18 protein-coding genes are annotated in these 19,407 nt (G+C 69.3%); 16 read left to right on the top strand and 2 right to left on the bottom strand.

The genetic code is table 11. From position 1 onward, the window contains the following. A complete protein-coding gene (locus tag ACMCNN_RS29060) occupies positions 1 to 2,142 on the top strand; it encodes a 3-hydroxyacyl-CoA dehydrogenase NAD-binding domain-containing protein (RefSeq protein ID WP_412743670.1) in 2,142 nt (713 codons plus the stop codon). Positions 2,143 to 2,205: 63 nt separating this feature from the next. Next, on the top strand, positions 2,206 to 2,640 hold the full coding sequence (locus ACMCNN_RS29055; RefSeq protein WP_412743669.1) for a hypothetical protein: 435 nt from the start codon (positions 2,206 to 2,208) through the stop codon (positions 2,638 to 2,640). A 118-nt stretch (positions 2,641 to 2,758) separates the two neighbouring features. On the opposite strand, the gene ACMCNN_RS29050 is transcribed toward ACMCNN_RS29055, so the two are convergent. Further along, complete coding sequence (locus ACMCNN_RS29050) at positions 2,759 to 3,937, bottom strand: low temperature requirement protein A (protein WP_412743668.1); 1,179 nt, start codon at positions 3,935 to 3,937, stop codon at positions 2,759 to 2,761. A gap of 331 nt (positions 3,938 to 4,268) precedes the next feature. On the opposite strand from ACMCNN_RS29050, the gene ACMCNN_RS29045 reads away from it, so the two are divergent. The 10 genes from ACMCNN_RS29045 (at position 4,269) to ACMCNN_RS29000 (ending at position 12,244) form a co-directional block, all read left to right on the top strand. After that, positions 4,269 to 5,096 (top strand): type 1 glutamine amidotransferase domain-containing protein, encoded by an 828-nt coding sequence (locus ACMCNN_RS29045; protein ID WP_412743667.1) that lies wholly within the window; start codon positions 4,269 to 4,271, stop codon positions 5,094 to 5,096. Between the two features lie 38 nt (positions 5,097 to 5,134). After that, positions 5,135 to 6,754, top strand: coding sequence for a thiamine pyrophosphate-binding protein (locus ACMCNN_RS29040; RefSeq protein WP_412743666.1), 1,620 nt, complete (start codon positions 5,135 to 5,137; stop codon positions 6,752 to 6,754). A gap of 12 nt (positions 6,755 to 6,766) precedes the next feature. Continuing rightward, on the top strand, positions 6,767 to 7,198 hold the full coding sequence (locus ACMCNN_RS29035; protein ID WP_412743665.1) for a hypothetical protein: 432 nt from the start codon (positions 6,767 to 6,769) through the stop codon (positions 7,196 to 7,198). Between the two features lie 46 nt (positions 7,199 to 7,244). Further along, a complete protein-coding gene (locus ACMCNN_RS29030) occupies positions 7,245 to 7,673 on the top strand; it encodes a nuclear transport factor 2 family protein (RefSeq protein ID WP_412743664.1) in 429 nt (142 codons plus the stop codon). After that, positions 7,673 to 8,125: a nuclear transport factor 2 family protein gene (locus ACMCNN_RS29025; protein ID WP_412743663.1), complete on the top strand. Its 453-nt coding sequence runs from the start codon at positions 7,673 to 7,675 to the stop codon at positions 8,123 to 8,125. The genes ACMCNN_RS29030 and ACMCNN_RS29025 overlap by 1 nt, the downstream gene beginning before the upstream one ends. Positions 8,126 to 8,157: 32 nt before the next feature. Next, positions 8,158 to 8,541: a nuclear transport factor 2 family protein gene (locus tag ACMCNN_RS29020; RefSeq protein ID WP_412743662.1), complete on the top strand. Its 384-nt coding sequence runs from the start codon at positions 8,158 to 8,160 to the stop codon at positions 8,539 to 8,541. After that, positions 8,538 to 10,088: a GMC family oxidoreductase gene (locus ACMCNN_RS29015; RefSeq protein ID WP_412743661.1), complete on the top strand. Its 1,551-nt coding sequence runs from the start codon at positions 8,538 to 8,540 to the stop codon at positions 10,086 to 10,088. The genes ACMCNN_RS29020 and ACMCNN_RS29015 overlap by 4 nt, the downstream gene beginning before the upstream one ends. Next, entirely contained in the window at positions 10,081 to 10,686 is a 606-nt protein-coding gene (locus tag ACMCNN_RS29010) for a DJ-1/PfpI family protein (RefSeq protein WP_412743660.1), read from the top strand. The genes ACMCNN_RS29015 and ACMCNN_RS29010 overlap by 8 nt, the downstream gene beginning before the upstream one ends. After that, on the top strand, positions 10,683 to 11,153 hold the full coding sequence (locus ACMCNN_RS29005) for a VOC family protein (protein ID WP_412743659.1): 471 nt from the start codon (positions 10,683 to 10,685) through the stop codon (positions 11,151 to 11,153). The genes ACMCNN_RS29010 and ACMCNN_RS29005 overlap by 4 nt, the downstream gene beginning before the upstream one ends. Before the next feature lie 65 nt (positions 11,154 to 11,218). Then, on the top strand, positions 11,219 to 12,244 hold the full coding sequence (locus ACMCNN_RS29000) for an aldo/keto reductase (RefSeq protein WP_412743658.1): 1,026 nt from the start codon (positions 11,219 to 11,221) through the stop codon (positions 12,242 to 12,244). Positions 12,245 to 12,500: 256 nt separating this feature from the next. Here the strand turns inward: ACMCNN_RS29000 and ACMCNN_RS28995 are convergent, their stop codons facing one another. Continuing rightward, positions 12,501 to 13,745: an IS701 family transposase gene (locus ACMCNN_RS28995; protein WP_412743657.1), complete on the bottom strand. Its 1,245-nt coding sequence runs from the start codon at positions 13,743 to 13,745 to the stop codon at positions 12,501 to 12,503. 839 nt (positions 13,746 to 14,584) lie between these two features. On the opposite strand from ACMCNN_RS28995, the gene ACMCNN_RS28990 reads away from it, so the two are divergent. The 4 genes from ACMCNN_RS28990 (at position 14,585) to ACMCNN_RS28975 (ending at position 19,346) form a co-directional block, all read left to right on the top strand. After that, positions 14,585 to 15,529 carry an NAD(P)/FAD-dependent oxidoreductase gene (locus ACMCNN_RS28990; RefSeq protein ID WP_412743656.1) on the top strand — a complete coding sequence of 315 codons (945 nt, stop codon included), beginning with the start codon at positions 14,585 to 14,587 and terminating at the stop codon, positions 15,527 to 15,529. Positions 15,530 to 15,556: 27 nt separating this feature from the next. Further along, entirely contained in the window at positions 15,557 to 15,877 is a 321-nt protein-coding gene (locus ACMCNN_RS28985) for a UBP-type zinc finger domain-containing protein (protein WP_412743655.1), read from the top strand. Next, a complete protein-coding gene (locus ACMCNN_RS28980) occupies positions 15,874 to 17,256 on the top strand; it encodes a peroxidase family protein (RefSeq protein WP_412743654.1) in 1,383 nt (460 codons plus the stop codon). The genes ACMCNN_RS28985 and ACMCNN_RS28980 overlap by 4 nt, the downstream gene beginning before the upstream one ends. Positions 17,257 to 17,531: 275 nt before the next feature. Continuing rightward, positions 17,532 to 19,346, top strand: coding sequence for an AGE family epimerase/isomerase (locus tag ACMCNN_RS28975; RefSeq protein ID WP_412743653.1), 1,815 nt, complete (start codon positions 17,532 to 17,534; stop codon positions 19,344 to 19,346). The last annotated feature ends 61 nt before the right edge of the window (positions 19,347 to 19,407 follow it).

Below are 19,407 nucleotides of genomic sequence, written 5' to 3'. Positions count from 1 at the left end.
ATGAGCATCCGCTTCGACCGCGACGCCGACGGCGTCGTCACCCTCACCCTCGACCTGCCCGGTTCCGCGAACGTGATGAACGCCGACTACCGGGCCGCGATGGCCGCCGCGGTGACCCGGCTGGAGGCCGAACGCGAGTCCGTCACCGGCGTCGTGATCACCTCCGCGAAGAAGACCTTCTTCGCCGGTGCGGACCTGACCGAGCTGATCGCGGTCACGGCCGACAACGCCGGTGCTTTCGCCGCCGAGCTGGCGACGGTCAAGGACCAGCTGCGGCGCCTGGAGCGGCTGGGCCGTCCGGTCGTCGCGGCCATCAACGGCAGCGCGCTGGGCGGCGGGTTCGAGATCGCCCTCGCCTGCCACCACCGGATCTGCCTCGACGACAAATCCATCCGGCTCGGGCTGCCCGAGGCCACCCTGGGCCTGCTGCCCGGCGCCGGTGGGACCACCCGCAGCGTGCGGCTGCTCGGCGTACAGGCGGCGTTGCCGCTGCTCAGTGAGGGTAAGCGGCTGCGCCCCGCGGAGGCTCTCGCGGTCGGCTGGATCCACGAACTCGCCGCCGACCCGGCCGACCTGCTGGCCAAGGCGCGGGCGTGGGTGCTGGCCAATCCGGCCGCCGTCCAGCCGTGGGACGTACCGGGCCACCGGGTGCCGGACCTGCGGCCGCTCGACCCCGCCAGCTACCCGCTGCTGGCCGCGGCACCGGCGATGCTGCGCAAGAAGACGCACGGCTGCTACCCGGCGCCGGAGAAGATCCTCGCCGCCGCGGTCGAGGGCGCGATGGTGGACTTCGACAGCGCCCTCGCCGTGGAGAGCCGCTACCTGGTCGAGCTGGTCACCGGCCAGGTAGCCAAGAACATGATCACGACGTTCTGGTTCCAGCGCAACGCGCTGGAGGCGGGCGGTTCCCGCCCGGCCGGGATCGCGCGCCAGACCGTCGCCCGCGTCGGCGTGCTCGGCGCCGGGATGATGGGCGCGGGCATCGGGTACGCCAGCGCGACCGCCGGCGTCGAGGTCGTGCTCAAGGACGTCAGCCCAGAGGCCGCCGAGGCGGGTAGGGCGAAGGTCGCCGCGCTGCTGGACGAGCGGGTGGCCGCCGGCCGGATGACTCCCGAGCGGCGCGGGCAGATCCTGGACCGGATCACCCCGACCGCCTCGGACGCCGACCTGACCGGCTGCGATCTGATCATCGAGGCGGTCTTCGAGGACCGCCGCCTCAAGAACACGGTGCTGGCCGCTGCCGAGGCCGCCGCCCGGCCCGACGCGGTGATCGCGTCCAACACGTCCACGCTGCCCATCACCGGGCTCGCCGAGGCGGTGCCGGATCCGGCCCGCTTCATCGGCCTGCACTTCTTCTCGCCCGTGCACCGGATGCCGCTGGTGGAGATCATCCGCGGGGAGAAGACGTCGGCGGAGACACTGGCCCGGGCCTTCGATTTCGTACGGCAGATCGGTAAGACCCCGATCGTCGTCAACGACAGCCGTGGCTTCTACACGTCCCGTACGTTCGGCACCTACCTCACGGAGGGCATCGCGCTGCTGGGCGAGGGGGTGCACCCTGCGCTCGTGGAGAACGTGGCGCGCAGGGCCGGCATGGCGGTCGGCCCGCTGGCGGTCTGCGACGAGGTAACCCTCTCGCTGGCGATGCGGATTCGTGAGCAGACGCTCGCCGACCTCGCGGCGCAGCCGGGCTCCGGGCTGGCTCCTGAGCACCCCGCGTACGCCGTGCTGGAGACGATGATCTCGGAGTACGGGCGGACCGGGAAAGCAGCGGGCGCGGGCTTCTACGACTACCCGCCCGGCGGGCGCAAGCGGTTGTGGCCGGGCCTGGCCGAGCGGTGGGTCACCGGCGACCCGGGTGTTCCCGAGGGCGACGTCCGGGACCGGCTGCTCTACATCCAGGCCGTGGAGACCGCCCGGATCTTCGAGGAGGGGGTGCTCACCTCGGTCGCCGACGCCAACCTCGGGTCGATCATGGGTATCGGCTTCGCCCCGTGGACGGGCGGCACGCTGCAGTTCATCAACGCGTGCGGACCGGCCGCGTTCGTCGAGCGGGCTGACCACCTCGCCGACACGTACGGCGAGCGATTCCGCCCGCCGGACCTGCTGCGTGACATGGCCGAGCGCGGCGAGTACTTCTGACAGGCGCATATCCCGGCGGGTGCCGACCCGGTACCGTCGAACCGCCAACTGAAGGGGGCGGAGATGCCGGCCGATTTCATCATCGCCACGGGCGACCAGATCCAGGTGACGATCCCGCCGCCCACGATCGTGCCGCAGCTCGCGGCGCCGATCCCGCTCATCGGGACCAGCAAGAACGTCATGGTCGGCACCAACCCGGTCTGTCTGGAGGGCGACGAGCTGCCCGTCGCGATCAAGGGCCCGCTGACCTATACGGCGCCGCCGTTCATCACCCCCGGCACGGGGACGCTGGAAATCACGCTGCTGCCGACCAACAAGACCATGCAGACGGAGAACGGCAAGAAGATCCTGGTCAAGGGTGCGACGTTCACTGTGCGGTTCAACGTGCAGACGCCCGCGCAGCAGCCGACGCCGACCGGTCCGGTCCCGGACCCGGTGGCCGTCAAGCCGGGCACGGCCCAGTTCATCACCACGAACGTGCAGGTCAAGGCGGGCTGACCGGCCGCTTTCCGGTCTGTGTCACTCAGGCTCCCGAGGCGGTGCGGTGCCCGTCCGGAGCACCGCACGTCCCGGATCGCGGCGGGTCGGGGTCGCTGCGATCCGGGACGTATGGCGTTCAGGCGTCGGCTGAGACGGCCTGTTGTGCGGCGGAGCGCACGCGTGGTTGGTAGCCGGTGCGGCCGTGGTGGCGGTCGATGTAGGCGATCACGAGCAGGATCACGACCAGCAACACCAGCGTGACCAGGCTCTGCACGAACAGGGACAGTGGGATCAGGCACAGGCAGAGCAGCCCGGCCACCAGGTGATCGAGCCGGGGGCGGTGGCCGCGCCGCCCGCTGATCGCGCTCAGGCCGAACATGAACAGCGCGGCACCGCCGCCGAGGCCGAACGCGAAGACGCCGTGGAGATGCTCGTGGGGATGGCTCACCACGGCCTCCAGGCCGACGGCGATGAACACCACGCCCGCGACCAGCGGCAGGTGCAGGTAGCTGAACATGTCGCGGGCCAGGTGGGCGCGCTCGGCGCCGATGGCGCGGGCCAGCTGGCGTTCGCTGAGCGCCGCTTCCCAGTCGAAGTAGGCCCACCAGAGTCCGCCGATCGCGGCCACCCCGAGCAGGATGGTCGTGGCCAGAAGCGGCGTGATCTGCACTCTGTCGCCGCGCAGCACCGCGGCGCCGACGGAGACGACCGACTCACCCAGTGCGATGATCATGAACAGGCTGTGCCGCTCGAAGAAGTGTCCGGCGTGGACGGTGAAGCCGCCGACCCCGGTGATGATCGGGGTGCCGTAGTCGATCACCACGGCCAGGCACCAGAGGACGACCTGGATCTGGGTCGGCACCCACACGCCGATGATGAGCAGGATCGACGCGGCCAGGTTGCCCGGCGCGAGGCGCAGGATGGCGGCGCGGTTGGCGCCCCCGGCGACCGCGAACAACACCAGGTGCAGCACCCGCACGACGAAGTACGCGAGGGCGAACGGCAGGGCGTTCTTGCCCGACGACAGGGGCACGGCGACCGCGACCACCATCATGGCGCCCATCGCGGCCAGGACCACCCCGCGGGCGGCGGCGCTGTCCGTGTCGACCGCGTTGGTCAGCCACGCGTACGCCCCCCAGGCCCACCACAGCAGGGCCAGGACGAGCATGCCGCGCAGCACTCCGCCGGCATTGGGCTCGCCGAGGATCAGGTCGGTGACCCGGGTCAGCGAGAAGACGAAGACGAGGTCGAAGAAAAGTTCGAAGGTCGAAACCGGCCGACGTGGCTCGGTGAGATTGGTTTCAGGATCGGCCATGTCGCCCATTGTCGCATCAGGACGGCCGCCGTGGAGGCCCCGAAATCAGCCCTTCCGTGGCGCATACCCGACGGAATATCGGTGCCGACTTGACGAAGTGTGCCGGGTGGGCGCATCTCGCACACCGCAGCGCGGACGGTACGGGCCGATCCGGCAAGCATCGCCGGTGACTTGACGAAGATTGGACTCGAATCCGGCGGCGTACGGTGGCCGCCCATTGTTCGCGTTGACTCCTCCCCTGGCCGCGCCGCAGGATTTCGCTATCCAAAGCGCTGGACGGTGACTCTGCCGAGTACGCCGTCACTGATCCTTGTCGGACCAAGGAGTCGCCGTGACCAAGAAAGTCCTCATCGTACTCAGTGAATACGGGTATTGGGGAGAAGAACTCATCGGCCCGCTGAGCAAATTCGACGAGCGGGGCTACGACGTCGTCTTCGCGACCCCGAACGGGCGCCGGGCGCATGCCCTGCCGCCGAGCCTCGACCCGGACTTCATCGACCCGCCGCTGGGTCGCAGCGTGGTCTCCGCCGAGGTGGCCAAGCTCGTCCGCGAGATCGAGGAGTCGACCCGGCTGGACAACCCGATCAGCCTCGCCGACTGGTACCCCACCCGGCCGTACACCAGCGAGGACGACTACCTGCGCAAGCTGGAAGCGTACAACCGGCAGGTGGGTGACCAGCTCGACGCGCAGATCGCCGAGTACGACGCGATCCTCATCGTCGGTGGCAGCGGCCCGATCGTCGACCTGGCCAACAACGGCCGGGTGCACGACCTGATCCTCGCGTTCCTGCGCAGCGGCAAGGTGATCGGCGCGGAGTGCTACGGCGTCGCCTGCCTCGCCTTCGCCCGCGACTGGGAGCACCGGGAGAGCATCATCGCCGGCAAGCACGTCACCGGCCACTGCAAGGAATACGACTACAAGGACGGCACGGGCTTCCTCAACACCGACTTCAACATGGGCCCGCCGCCGTACCCGCTGGAGTACATCCTGCGCGACGCGACCGGCCCGGACGGTGAATACCACGGCAATTTCGGCCACGAGATCTCGGTCGTCGTGGACTACCCGTTCGTCACCGGACGTTCCACGCCCGACTCTTTCCGTACCGGCGAAAAGATGGTCGCCGTACTGGAAGACGGACTCCGCCGCTACGGCTGGTAAGAAAGGGGTGCATTGTGGCCAGGCCCGGTAAAGAAGCGATGATCGAGCAGTTCCTCGCTGACGGCATCACGCACATGTTCGGAAATCCGGGGACGGTCGAGCAGGGGTTCCTCGACGCCTTGGAACAATTCCCCGACTTCCACTACATCCTGACCCTGCAGGAGACGGTCGCGGCGGGCATCGCCGACGGTTATGCCCGCGCCACCGGCGGCCCCGCCGTGCTGCAGCTGCACAGCGGCGTGGGGCTGGGCAACGGCATCGGCATGATGTACCAGTCCAAGCGGGGTCACGCGCCGCTGGTCGTGGTGGCCGGTGAGTCGGGCATCGCGTACGACTCGATGGACGCGCAGATGGCCGCCGACCTGGTCGCCATGGCCAAGCCGGTAACCAAGTGGGCGACCCGGGTGGTCGACCACCGCTCGCTGCTGCGGGTGCTGCGCCGGGCCATCAAGATCGCGATGACGCCGCCGCGCGGCCCGGTCTTCGTGGCCCTGCCGATGGACGTGCTGGACGCGCTCAACGACGAGCCGGTCCTGCCCACGGTCATCCCGGACACCCGGACGCTGCCCGCCCCCGACCTGGTGGCCCGCGCCGCGGCGCTGCTGGCTCCGGCGCAGCGGCCGGTCATCCTGGTCGGCGACGGCGTCTCGGTCGCCGGTGCGGAGCCGGAGCTGGCCCGGGTGGCAGAAAAGCTGGGCGCTGACGTGTGGTTCGTGGACTCGTCCGAGGCCCACCTGCCCGCCGCGCACCCGCTGACCCGGGGCGCGATCGGGCACATGTTCGGCCCGGTCAGCCGCGCCGCGGTGGCCGACGCCGACGCGGTGCTGATCGTCGGGACGTACGTGTTCCCCGAGGTCTTCCCCGACCTGGAGACGCCGTTCCGCCGCGACGCCGCGATCGTGCACGTCGACCTCGACGCGTACGAGATCGCCAAGAACCACCCGGTCACGCTGGGCCTGGTCGCCGACCCGAAGCCGACCCTGGACGCGATCGCGACCACGCTGGACCGGCTGCGTACCCCGAATCAGAACGCGGCGGCCGCGGCGCGGATCGAGGCCCGGCGGGCCGAGAAGGCCGCGGCCCAGCCGAGCGAGGACACGCTGATCGACGCGTTCCTGGCCGAGCTGGCCCGGCGGGCCCCGAAGGACCTGATGGTCTTCGACGAGGCGCTGACCGCGTCCGACTACGTTGTCAAGCACCTGCAGCCGAGCCTGCCGGGGCACTACTTCCTGACCCGGGGTGGCTCGCTGGGCGTCGGCATCCCGGGCGCGGTCGGCATGAAGATCGCGCACCCGGACAAGACGGTGGTCAGCTTCTCGGGCGACGGCGGCAGCCTCTACACCTACCAGGCGCTGTGGACGGCGGTCCGGCACAACGTGCCCGCGGCGTTCGTGGTCTGCAACAACCACCGGTACGAGCTGCTCAACAAGAACATCGCGCAGTACTGGAACGAGCGGCACATCTCGGCCCACCCGTACCCGACGTCGTTCGACCTGTCCCACCCCGAGGTCGACTTCGTCGGGCTGGCGCACTCGTTCGGCGCCGAGGGGATGCGGGTCGACAAGCCCGACCAGGTGGCCGAGGCGGTGGACCGCCTGCTCACCACGAACCGGCCGTTCCTGATCGACCTGCTCACCGACGACACCGTACGCGACTGAGGAGACACTCCCATGGCATTCACCGAAGCGGCGATCCGGACCATGGTGGCCGACTGGTACCGGGCCCTGGACCAGCACGTCGAGCTGGCCGAGGCGCTCACCTACCTGGTCGACGACGGCCTGGAGATGCGGTTCCCGGAGGGCACCTCGCGCGGCCATGCCGGCTTCACCGACTGGTACAAGGCGGTGACCAACCGGTTCTTCGACGAGGTGCACACCGTGACCTCTGTCGAGTTCTCCGAGCTGGTCGCGGACCGGGCGTCGGTCAAGGTCGTCGTGAACTGGCAGGCAAAGGTCTGGAACCCCCCGGCCGCCAAGAGCCTGTGGCTCGGGTTCGACGCGTACCAGACGTGGGAGGTCGTGCCCGGCCCCGAGGGCACCCCCCAGATCAAGACCTACATCGTCGACGCACTCAAGCCCATGCCGGGCTCGGCGTCGCTGTGACCCCGCCGCGCCCGCGGCGGTATCCCCAGTAAGGAAAGGGAACACTATGTCTAACACCGATCTCGTATTGCGGATGTACGACCTGTTCGGCAAGGGCGACATGGACACCATCAAGACCGAGGTGTTCCACCCGGAGATCACCTGGGCCATGCCCGGCCACCACCCGCTGTCCGGCACGATGAAGGGCGCCGACGAGGTCATCGCGTTCTTCGGCGACCTGTTCCAGGCCGGTATCAACGTCGACGACGTCCACTTCGGTGAGCTCGACAACGGCACCGTGGTGGAGAAGCACCACGGCCACGGCATCTCCGAGGGCGTCGAGTACCTCTTCCCCACCTGCACCACATACGAGATCGAGAACGGCAAGATCCGGGCGGTCCAGGTGCACACCGCCGACCAGCACGGGGTGGACCGCTACATGTGGTCGCGCTTCCAGCTGAAGAGCGTCGCCGACCGTCTGCTCGTGGGGGCCTGATGTCACCCACGACTGAGCTGGTAGAGGCCGCCTACGAGGCCCTCGCCACCGGCGACCGCAAGCAGATCGAGCAGTACTGGGCCGAGGACATGCGCTGGCTCGTGCCGGGCAACCACCAGCTCGCCGGCTGGTGGGAGGGGCTGGACGGCTTCTTCGACTTCATGTCGCAGGTCGGCAAGCTCTCCGGCGGCAGCTTCGTGATGACCCGCTCGGCGATCCTGCTGGCCGACGGCTGGTCGGCCGACATCTCGCACAACGTCGGTACCCGTACCAACGCGGCGGACGGCAGCACCTCGCCGTACGACCGGCTGGAGATCGACGTCGTGCACGTCCTGCGCTGGCGCGACAACAAGGTCGTCGAGGGTCGCGGCGCGATCTACGGCGACGGCACCACGCAATTCAACCAGTTCTGGTCGCAGCTGGCCGCCGACGCCGCGCGCGTCGCCGCCTGACCGACCGGCTTCATAGACGCGGAAGGGCACCGATGGACACCAGGGAAGTTGTGGACAGTTACTACCGGCTGGCCAACGCCGGCGAGTGGGACGCGTGGTGCGACCTGTTCGCCGCCGAGCAGGTCATGGACGAGCAGCTCGCCGGTCACATCGAAGGCCGGGAAACCCTTCGCAGCATGATGAAGGGCTTCCCGGACATGTACGCCAGCTTCGCGAACCGACCGCAACACATCGTCGTCGACGGGGATGAGGCCGCCGTGGTCTCGCACATCTCCGCCGTCACGAGTTCAGGCGGCCGCATCGAGGCGAACGTGGCGAACTACTTCCGGGTGACCGACGGGCGCATCACATACATGGCCAACTTCCACGACACGGTGCCCTTCCGCGCCGCACTCTCCCCCGAGGGGGACAAGTGACCACGGAAACGTACGACTACGTCATCGTCGGCGGCGGCACCGCGGGATCGGTGCTGGCGAACCGGCTGAGCGAGGACCCGGACATCAGCGTCCTGGTGCTGGAGGCCGGTGGCAGCTTCGTGCCGGCCAACGTCGACAACGCGCCGCTGTGGTACACCCTGCTCGGCAGCAGTGTGGACTGGGGCTACACCACCGTCCCGCAGCCGGGCCTGGGCGGGCGGCAGGTCTATGAGCCGCGCGGCAAGCTGCCCGGCGGCAGCAGCAACCTCTACATCATGATGCACATCCGCGGGCACTCCTCGGACTTCGACAACTGGGCCTACCAGGGCGCGGCCGGCTGGTCGTACGCGGATCTGGAGCCGTATTTCCGCAAGCTGGAGCAGCGGCAGGTGGTCACCAACGCCGGCGGCCCGGACGCGAACCCGCTGTCGCGGGTGTTCATCGACGCCTGCAAGGACCTCGGACACCCCGAGGTCGACGACTTCAACGGCCCCGAGATGATCGGTACGGGCTGGCACCACATCGACGTCAAGGACGGCAAGCGCCACGGAGCCCTCCAGGACTTCCTGGAGCCGGCGCTGTCCCGCCCGAACCTGACGCTGCGCACCGACGCGACGGCAGCGAAGCTGCTCTTCGAAGGTGGCCGGTGCACCGGCGTGGCCTACCGCCAGCAGGAGCCGGCCGCCGCCTCGGGCGACGGCCGTACGCTGCCCGGCGTCGAGCTGGCCGAGCCGGGCGACCGTGAGGTACGCGCGGCCCGCGAGGTGCTGGTCTGCCTCGGCGCGATCGAGTCGCCGAAGCTGCTGCAGCTCTCCGGTGTCGGCGCCGCGAGCCTGCTGGGCCAGCACGGCATCGACGTCGTCGCGGACCTGCCGGGCGTGGGGGAGAACTTCCACAACCACGTGCTGACCGGCCTGATCGCGGAGACCGTCGACCCGGTACAGCCGGGACGGCAGAACCTCTCCGAGTCGGCGCTGTTCACCCGCTCGCAGCCGGGACTGCCCGCGCCTGACCTGCAGCTGGCGTTCGTGCACGTGCCGTTCGACATCATCGTCGGGCAGAACCACCCGAACGCCGTGTCGATCCTGCCCGGCGTGGTGCGTCCGAACTCGCGCGGCAGCGTGCGGCTTGCCTCGGCCGACCCGTTCGCCAAGCCGCTGATCGACCCGAACTACCTCGGCGACCGCTCCGACCTGGAGCGCATGGTGCAGGCCGTCAAGATGTCCCGCGACATCTTCGCCGCTCCCGCGTTCAAGGGCCTGCTCAAGGGCGAGCTGCTGCCCGGCCCGGACGTGCGGACCGACAAGGAGATCGAGGAGTTCGTGCGCAACCGCGCGGACTGCTACCACCACCAGGCCGGGTCGTGCCGGATCGGCATCGACGACCTCGCGGTCGTGGACCCGCAGCTGAAGGTACGCGGGGTCGACGGCGTCCGCGTGGTGGACGCCAGCGTGATGCCGGCCGTGCCGTCCGGCAACTGCCACGCGGCCATCGCCGCCATCGCCGAGCGGGCCGCCGATCTGATCAAGGAGAGCCGTCATGGCTGACGTCGTGCTGCGCCAGGGGCCGCTGTCCGGCGCGAAGGTCGCAGTCCTCGTGGAGAGCGACTTCTTCGAGCCGGAGATCCACTACTACCAGCGCCGCTTCGCCGAGGAGGGCGCGGAGGTGCACTTCCTGACCCGGCTCTGGGGCCAGGACCAGATCACCTTCAGCGGGCACGAGTGGCGGGCGCCGTTCACCGCCCACGAGAGTGTCGAGGGGATCGACGACGAGACGCTGCGCTCGTACGACGCGATCATCGTGCCCTCGGGCATGGTGTCGGACCGGCTGCGCTACACGGAGGATGTGAGCAAGCTGGCCCCGGCGGTCGACCTGGTGCGCCGGGCGTTCGACGAGCCGGGCATCCTCAAGGGGATCATCTGCCACGGCTTCTGGCTGCTGGCGCCGATCCCGGAGACGATCCGCGGCCGCAAGGTCGTCTGCCACAACAACCTGGTCGGCGACGTCCGCAACATGGGCGCCGAGTACGTCGACTCCGACGTGGTAGAGGACGGCGACGACCTGGTGACCGGGCGCACCGGCATGCACGCGCACCTGTTCGCCCGGCAGATCATCGACCGGCTGATCGAACGGCGCCGCTCGTGACCGCCGCCGCTCCCGCGCTGCGCTGGTCGCACGTCGCGCTCAACTGCGCGGACCAGAAGGTGACAGAGGAGTTCTACCGGCGCTGGTTCGGGTTCGAACGGGCACGGGTGGTCGCGCTGGACGGCGGTGCGGAGATCATCTTCCTCCGTCAGGGTGACGTCTATCTGGAGCTGTTCGCCACCACGGACGCCACCCCGTTCGCGGTGAGCGCGGACGGGCCGGTGTACCACGGGATCGCCCGGCACCTGGCGTTCCAGACCGACGATCTCGACGCCTTCCTGGAGCGGGTGGGTGACGCCATCCCGGTCTCACTGGGACCGCTGAAATTCGACAGTTTCATCGCGGGCTGGCACAGCGTCTGGCTCACCGACCCCGACGGCGTGATTGTCGAGGTCAGTCAGGGGTACCGCGACGCCGACCCGGCCGACCTGCTGGCCGCACACGTCCACTCCGGACCGAGTGCATAAGACGGATGTCACATCACCGAGCTAGCCTGCGCGGTACAGATCCGACGAGCGGGGGGGAACCCACGTTGAGATACCGCACACTGGGCCGTACCGGACTGCGGGTGTCCGAGATGTTTCTCGGCACGATGACCTTCGGTACGGACTGGGGCTGGGGCGCGCCCCTCGACGAATGCCGCAAGCTGTACACGGCATTCGTCGAGGCGGGCGGCAATGTCATCGACACCGCGGACAAGTACACAGAGGGCGAGAGCGAGCGCATCGTCGGTGAGCTGATCAAGCAGGACCGCGACCGGATCGTTCTGGCGACGAAGTACACGCTGTCCGCCGACGGCACCGACCCGAATGCGTCGGGCAACCACCGCAAGAACCTGACCCGGGCGATCGAGCAGAGCCTCACCCGGATGGCCACCGACCGGATCGACCTGCTCTGGGTGCACATCTGGGACCCGGCCACGCCGATCGAGGAGACGATGCGCGCGCTGGACGACGCCGTCCGCGCCGGCAAGATCCTCTACGTGGGCATCTCGGACACCCCGGCCTGGGTGATCTCCCGCGCCAACACGCTCGCCGACTGGCGGGGCTGGACCCCGTTCGCCGGGGTGCAGCTTCCGTACAGCCTGGTGCAGCGGGACGCGGAGCGGGAACTGCTGCCGATGGCCGAGGCGATGGGGCTGTCCGTGGCCGCCTGGTCGCCGCTGGCCCGGGGCGTACTGTCCGGCAAGTTCACCCGGTCCACCCCGACCACGCAGCCCACTCGGGTCCGGGCCGACGACATCAGCGAGCGGGAGCTGGCGGTCGCCCGTACGGTCGACGCCGTCGCCGACGAGCTGGGCGCCAGCTCGTCGCAGGTCGCGCTGGCCTGGGCGATGGCCGGACGGCCGAACCTGCACGTGGTCCTCGGCGCCCGCCGCCTGGAGCAGCTGGCCGACAACCTCGGCGCGGCCGACCTGGAGTTGCCGGAGGAGGCGATCCGCCGGCTGGACGAGGCGAGCGCGATCGAACTGGGCTTCCCAGCCGACTTCATCGCCTCGATGGGCGGGTTCACGTACGGTCCGGTTGGTGAGCGCGTCGACTTCGTCGACCGCGCCTGACGATCGATCCCACGCCGACGGCGCCGGACCCGGGTGGTCCGGCGCCGTCGGCATTGCCGGAACGGCCGTCGCCGCGCCCGTCGGTGCGGCGGCGAAACCGCGGGGCTGCTGCTCAGCCGCCAACGCCCGGGCGCCCTCCGCGAATGCGCCCGGCGCTGAGCGGCCGCCAGTGCCCTGCAGCGGCCCTGTTCCTGCAGCGGCCCTGTTCCTCCTGCAGCGGCTCAGCGCCCTGCAGCGGCCCAGTGCCTGCAGCGGCTCAGGAGGCGGCGTACTCCAGCCGGTTCCCGTCGCCGGGGCACCTCGTGCCCGTCCGCTCCGAGATCACGTCGTAGGTGTAGGCCGCGCTGCACAGGGCGACGTGGTGGTGCCAGCCGGCAAACGTACGGCCCTCGTAGTCGCGCAGGCCGTACCGGTCGGCGAACGCCTCCAGCCGCGGGCCGGCCTGCAGCCGGATCTTGGCGAGCGCGACCAGTTCGGACAGCGGGCGATCCACCATGTTGGTGAGCCAGAAGCCGCGCGGGCGCGCCTTGCCGAGCGGCCACTCGCACAGCAGCGTGCGCTGCGGAGCCGGGCCGTGCGCGCGCCCGGCGACCCCGTCCGACAGCGTCGCCCGGACGGGCAGCTGCAGGAACTGCGAGCGGAGTCCAGTGGCGCCCTCGTGTCGCCACTCGACGGTCTCGCGGGGAAGGTTCCAGGTACGCGCGATCAGGTCGCTGACGGTCAGGTGCCACGGCAGTGTCTGCGTGTCGCCGAGGCCGGCCGTCTGCGGCCGGGCGGTGCGGTTGCCGGCGGTCTCGTACCAGACCCGCTGGGTGGGGCTGACGTGCACCAGGTAGGGCTGGCGGCGTTGTTCGAGACCGGCCAGGAAGGGCTCGATGTTGGTGCGGTTCGCCGTGTCGACGACGACCGGCGCCGACGGCAGGCCCCACTCGAGCGCCATGTCGTCGAGCACCTCGACCTGGTACTGCCAGTACGGCCGGGGCAGCTCGTGATCCGGCATCCGGGCCCTGGTCCGGCGTTCCACGTCGCGTCCCCACGCCTCGGGGACCATCAGCCGCCAGTTGATCGGCACGGTCAGGTCCTCGTCCGTGAGGGTGACCGTGATGGCCAGCTGGCAGTTGGACACCCGCCCGAGGGTGTGCACGTACTGCCGCTCCACGGCGGCCGAGTAGCGGCCGTGCTTCGGGAAGTGCACCTCCTCGATCACGTACGCCGTGGGCTTCAGATGCTGAACCAGGCGCTCGAAGAGGCGTCGCCGGATCGGCTCCGGGTCCCACGGGCTCTGGTTGATGAACTGTTGCAGGGACTGCTCGCTGCGGCCGGGTGAGGTCTCCACGAGACGGCGGATGGACTTGCGGCCCGAGCAGTTGAGCAGGCCGTACAGGTAGGTCTCGGCGGCGTTGCGCTGGTCCGTACGGCCGAGCGAGGCGAACACGTCTCCGCAGAAGCTGCGGAAGTCCTCCTCACTCCATTGTGATCTTGTGGTGATGGGTTCAGTCACCTCGTGCTCCCCCCGTTGTGCGGCGCTCCTCTGTAGACCGGTCCCCATTATGGATTGAAGCAAGTGGTTGAGATATCGCCTACTCGACGTAGTGCGACCTTTCTTTTGGGCTACCGCCGGGTACCGGTTCCCAGTGCGTTCACATACGGCGTATATGGAGGTAGGAAATGAGGGTCAGGCGTGGTCTTGGCCCATGAGTCCGGATTGGGCGGCTTCGGCGGGCGCGCCACAGGTCCCAGCGATGACGCGCAAGTGCCCTGACGTTGGCGAACACGTTGCGCCGCAAGGGATTGCGAGTGACGGATGCCACACTGGACGCCCGCGCTGGAGGCGCGCTGGAGAACTGCTGGAGCCTCGCTGAAGTCGCCTGTTCGGTTGATATCTGTATCGGCCGTTCGGCCCAGATGTGACTCCGTGTGGTCAGCCGATATACCCATCGGGCGGACCCACAAATGAGAATCCCCCTGCTATTGAAAGCATTCTCGGTTCATTGTAAATTTGTTTGATACATCAATTATCCCGGTGGTCTTCGCGGTATTCGGAAAGATTCCGAACCGCCTTCGCTTCGCTGGATGCTGCATCATTCATCCTGATCAAAGGGTCGCCGGTGCCTGTGCGACCTGACGGACTGTGCCGCTCGACTTGACGCAGTACGCCATCGGGAGACTGGCGGGCGGGTGCGGGCGCGCGCGCGTGTGTCACGCTCGGCGGGTGCTTTCGGTCGGGGGCCTATCACCATGCGTAGTTTCCGGTCGCGCGGTCGCGCGTCCCGTGTGGCCTGCCGCCGTTCCGACCGGCCGGACCCGGGATGCCCCCGGTGACTGTGGAGGGAAAGTCCTGTGACCACCAACGAACTCGCCTCCGGCGCCAGCGCGGATGCGATCGTCATCGGCGGCGGCCCGGCCGGCCTGTCGGCCGCGCTCTACCTGGCCCGCTACAACCGCACCGTGCTGGTGTTCGACACCGGACACGGGCGTTCCACCCATCATCAGAAGAACCGCAACTACCTCGGCTTCCCCGACGGCATCGCCACGATCGGCCTGCGCGAGTTGGCCCGTCAGCAGCTGGCGCCGTACGAGCAGATCAAGATCGTGCACCATGTGATCAGCCGGATCAGCGGCGACGGTGACTCCGGCTTCACCGCGCACGGCCAGGGCGAGCAGCGGTGGCACAGCCGGGTGGTGGTACTGGCCACCGGCGTGCTCGACCACTTCCCGCACTTCCCCGGCTGGGAGGCGTACGTCGGCCGGAGCATGTTCTGGTGCATCACCTGCGACGGCTACGAGAACCGCGGCCGCAACATCCTGGTCGTCGGGCACACCGACGCCGCCGCGGGCGAGGCGATGCAGCTGCACAGCCTGACCGACCAGGTCCAGCTGCTGACCAACAGCCACTCCGACGAGATCAGCCCGAAGTTCCGCAAGCGGCTCGACAACGCGAACATCCCGGTGATCGACGACCACATCCACGAGGTCGAGGGCGCCGACGGGGTGATGACCGCGGTGCTCACCCGCGGCGGCCTGCGCATCGAGCTGGACTCGCTGTTCAGCATCCAGGGCGCGACCCCGGAGACCAAGCTCGCCCAGCAGCTCGGCGTCCGTCTGGCCCCCAGCGGCTGGATCGAGGTGGACACTGAGCAGAAGACCTCAGTGCCCGGCGTGTACGCCGCGGGCGACGTCACCGCCCTGCACTCGCATCAGGTCACCGCGGCGGTGCACGAGGGCGCCCAGGCCGCCTCGGCGGCCAACTACTTCCTGTACCCACCCGAGCTCAAGGCCGACTGACCCGCCGCGCGAAAGGATCCCGCCGAGATGAGTACCTGGATCGTGGTCGGGGATGCCGAGGGCAACCCGACCGACAAGTCCTGCACGCACCTGGAGGGCCTGGGCGAGGTCACGCCCAGCACCAGCTACGGCTGCGAGGACTGCCTGCGCGAGGGCACCCGCTGGGTGCACCTGCGCGAATGCCTGAACTGCGGCCACGTCGGCTGCTGCGACAACTCCCCGCGGCGGCACGCCACCGCGCACTGGCGCAAGACCCAGCACCCGCTGGTCCGCTCCATGGAGCCGGGCGAGGACTGGGGCTGGTGCTACCCCGACTCGCTGTTCCTGCTCCCGGAGGAGCTCGCGTGACGGCGACGGCGTCCGAGCGCCGTATCGTCCGCGATCACTGTCTCGCGCCGGGACGTCTGGTCGACGCACCCTCCGCGGGCGCCCGCTACGGCCGGCTGTTCCCCGGCCTGGCGCCGCTGGCCGCCGACCCCGACGCGTTGTACGCGGCGGGCACGCCCGGCGGCATCTGCGACGCCTCGCACTTCCCGACCCGGGGGATGCTCAGCGGCCACTCCGCCGACGACGCCCACGAGGCGGCCGGGTGGCCGTTCTTCGGGCAGTTCGTGGCGCACGACATCACCGCCGACCGGTCGCCGGTCGGGGTGCAGGCCGACGTGGTCGCACTGCGCAACGCCCGCTCGCCCCGGCTGAACCTGGAGATGGTGCACGCCGAGGGCCCGGTCGGCACCCCGTTCCTGTACGACGCCCAGGACTCGGCCAAGCTACTCACCAGCGCGGACGGCTTCGACCTGCCGCGCAACTGGCAGGGCACCGCGCTGATCGGCGACCCGCGCAACGACGTGCACACGTTCGTCGCCCACCTGCACCTGGCGTTCCTGCATGCGCACAACCGGCTGGTGGACCGGCTGCGCGAGGACGGGGTCGGCGAGGACGATCTCTTCGACGAGGCGCGCCGCTCGCTGACCTGGCACTACCAGTGGATCGTGGTGCACGACTTCCTGCCCCGCCTGGCCGGCCCCGAACTGGTTCGCGAGATCCTCGACGACGGCGCGCGCTACTTCTCGCCGGGCGTGGGGGAGGCGTACATCCCGCTGGAGTTCGCCGACGCTGCCTACCGGTACGGCCACGGCCAGATCCGGCACCGCTACCGGATGCAGCCCGAGGGGACGTTCTACCCGCTGTTCCCCGATCTGTTCGGGCACGGGCCGATCCCGCCCGAGCACCGGCTGGACTGGGCGCAGGTGTTCGACCTGCCCGGCGAGGCGCCCGCGCAGCGCGCGAAGCGCCTCGACGGCGGGCTGCCGGCCAGCCTGATCGCGCTGCCCCGCGAGGTGACCGGCGACGTTCCGGTGGACGCGTACCGGTCGCTGGCGGTCCGGGACCTGCTGCGCGGACAGGCCACCGCGCTGCCCTCCGGTGAGGCGGTCGCCGAGCTGCTCGGCGAGCAGCCGTTGAGCCGCGAGGAGGCCGGGCCGGAATGGGGCGGTGCCACTCCGCTCTGGCTCTACCTGCTCAAGGAGGCCCAGCACCGGGCCGGCGGGGACCGGCTCGGCCCGGTCGGCGGCCGGATCGTCGCCGAGGTCCTCATCGGACTGCTGCGCGCCGACGGCGACGCGTACCTGACGGTGGACCCGTCCTGGCGACCGACGCTGCCCAGCGCCGGGCCGGAGTTCACCCTGGTGGATCTGCTCTTGCTCGGCCGCGCGCCGGGCGCCTGACCGACCGGCTCCCCCGAAGCGGGTCGCGGCCTCCGGGCCGCGGCCCGCTTTTTCACGCCCGCACCCGCGCGGATGGGCCTGAAAGAAATGTGTGGGGAGAGGCCGCGAACTGCGCGGCGGACTTGACGAAAATGGTCGGCCGATCACGCGGCGAAGGACCGTCCACATCGAACGCCGTTGACGGTGTCTTACCCCGCTGGCGACGATACATCCCTACCGTTCGCCAAATCCGGCAAGGCCGCCAGGTCAGCTTGCTGCCTCAGGGAGGGTCGATCATGACCGAAGACATGCGCTTTCCTTTCATGGACACCATTGCGGGAAGCGTGACCGAATACGACCGCGGGAAGGGGGTCTTCGGGCTGCGGACCATCGACGGCCGGCGCTTCGACGTACGGCTGTCCGACGGCATGTCCGCCGAGCTTCTGCGCAACCTCGACGAGCCGTACGCGGACGCCAGTGGGCACGTGGACGACATGCTCACGCCCGGTCGGACGCTGTTCGCCTACGGCGTATTCTACCCCGAGGGCGGCGCGTACAACTACGTGGCCAAGCGGCTGGTGTTCATGGGCCGCGGCGTCGACGACTTCAACTTCGAGCGGCCGAACTGGTGGGTCGACCAGATCGACTCCCTGGCCGGCTTCTACCGCAAGGCGCAGTTCGGGCACGGCCCGATCGACTACAAGAACTACCGGACGAACATCCGGCTCGGCGGCGAGAAGACCGACAGCCACGTGCAGGAGACCGACACCATTTCGAGAATGGTCTACGGAATGGCGTCGGCGTACATGCTGACCGGCAACGAGGAATACCTCGAGATCGCCGAAAAGGGCACCGAGTACCTGCGCGACCACATGCGCTTCGTGGACACCGACGCGGACGTCGTCTACTGGTACCACGGGATCAAGCTCGACGGCGACTACGAGCGCAAGCTGTTCACCTCGGAGTTCGACGACGACTACGACGCCGTCCCGATGTACGAGCAGATCTACGCGCTGGCCGGGCCGACGCAGACGTTCCGGGTCACCGGCGACCCGCGGATCTCCGACGACGCCGACGCCACGCTGCGGCTGTTCGAGAAGTACTACCGGGACACCGCGGGTGGTGGCTACTACTCGCACATCGACCCGGTGCTGCTCAGCCCGCACCACGAGTCGCTGAAGTTCAACAAGTCCCGCAAGAACTGGAACTCGGTCGGCGACCACGCTCCCGCATACCTGATCAACCTGCTGCTGGCCACGGGCGAGCAGCGGCACGCGGAGATGCTGGAGCGCACGTTCGACACGATCGTGGATCACTTCCCGGACTACGAGGTCAGCCCGTTCGTCAACGAGCGGTTCTTCCACGACTGGACGCACGACCTCGGCCACACCTGGCAGCAGAACCGGGCGGTCGTCGGCCACAACCTGAAGATCGCCTGGAACCTGATGCGCATGCACGCGATCAAGCCGAAGGACACCTACCGCCAGGTGGCCGAGAAGATCGCCGAGATCATGCCCGCCAATGGTTCCGACCAGCAGCGCGGCGGCTGGTACGACGTGGTCGAGCGGGTGCTGCAGCCGGGTGAGGAGTGGCACCGGTTCGCCTGGCACGACCGTAAGGCGTGGTGGCAGCAGGAGCAGGCGATCCTCGCGTACCTGATCCTGTTCGGCTCGATCGGCGGCGACTCCAACCAGGCCCAGGCGCGGCAGGCGGAGGGCTTCTACAACACCTTCTTCCTGGACCACGACGAGGGTGCCGTCTACTTCAACGTGCTGGCCAGCGGCATGCCGTACCTGCTGGGCACCGAGCGGCTCAAGGGCAGCCACTCGATGAGCATGTACCACTCGGCGGAGCTGTGCTACCTCAGCGCCGTCTACACCAACCTGCTGATCACCAAGCAGCCGCTGGACCTCTGGTTCAAGCCGCGGCCGGACGCGAACCGTACCCTGCGCGTCTCGCCCGACCTGCTGCCCGAGGGCCGGGTGCGGCTCACCGACGTCGAGATCGACGGCAAGCCGTGGGAGACCTTCGACCCGATCGCCATGACGGTCGAGCTGCCCGAGTCGGAGAGCTCGCTCACCGTCAAGGTCCGGCTCACCCCGACCGCCTGACCACATCGCACCCCGGTGACCGCCACCGGACCCGTGCCGTCCCGGCCGGGTCCGGTGGCCG

Source organism: Krasilnikovia sp. MM14-A1004 (assembly GCF_047159485.1).
Classification (GTDB): Bacteria; Actinomycetota; Actinomycetes; order Mycobacteriales; family Micromonosporaceae; genus Actinoplanes.
Note: the sequence above shows the minus strand (reverse complement) of the source record. Positions and strands in the feature narration are given on the sequence as shown.

Coding starts and splice junctions, on each gene's coding strand:
- ACMCNN_RS29060 (WP_412743670.1), top strand. CDS start 1: ATGAGCATCCGCTTCGACCGCGACGCCGACGGCGTCGTCACCCTCACC.
- ACMCNN_RS29055 (WP_412743669.1), top strand. CDS start 2,206: ATGCCGGCCGATTTCATCATCGCCACGGGCGACCAGATCCAGGTGACG.
- ACMCNN_RS29050 (WP_412743668.1), bottom strand. CDS start 3,937: ATGGCCGATCCTGAAACCAATCTCACCGAGCCACGTCGGCCGGTTTCG.
- ACMCNN_RS29040 (WP_412743666.1), top strand. CDS start 5,135: ATGATCGAGCAGTTCCTCGCTGACGGCATCACGCACATGTTCGGAAAT.
- ACMCNN_RS29035 (WP_412743665.1), top strand. CDS start 6,767: ATGGCATTCACCGAAGCGGCGATCCGGACCATGGTGGCCGACTGGTAC.
- ACMCNN_RS29030 (WP_412743664.1), top strand. CDS start 7,245: ATGTCTAACACCGATCTCGTATTGCGGATGTACGACCTGTTCGGCAAG.
- ACMCNN_RS29025 (WP_412743663.1), top strand. CDS start 7,673: ATGTCACCCACGACTGAGCTGGTAGAGGCCGCCTACGAGGCCCTCGCC.
- ACMCNN_RS29020 (WP_412743662.1), top strand. CDS start 8,158: ATGGACACCAGGGAAGTTGTGGACAGTTACTACCGGCTGGCCAACGCC.
- ACMCNN_RS29010 (WP_412743660.1), top strand. CDS start 10,081: ATGGCTGACGTCGTGCTGCGCCAGGGGCCGCTGTCCGGCGCGAAGGTC.
- ACMCNN_RS28985 (WP_412743655.1), top strand. CDS start 15,557: ATGAGTACCTGGATCGTGGTCGGGGATGCCGAGGGCAACCCGACCGAC.
- ACMCNN_RS28975 (WP_412743653.1), top strand. CDS start 17,532: ATGACCGAAGACATGCGCTTTCCTTTCATGGACACCATTGCGGGAAGC.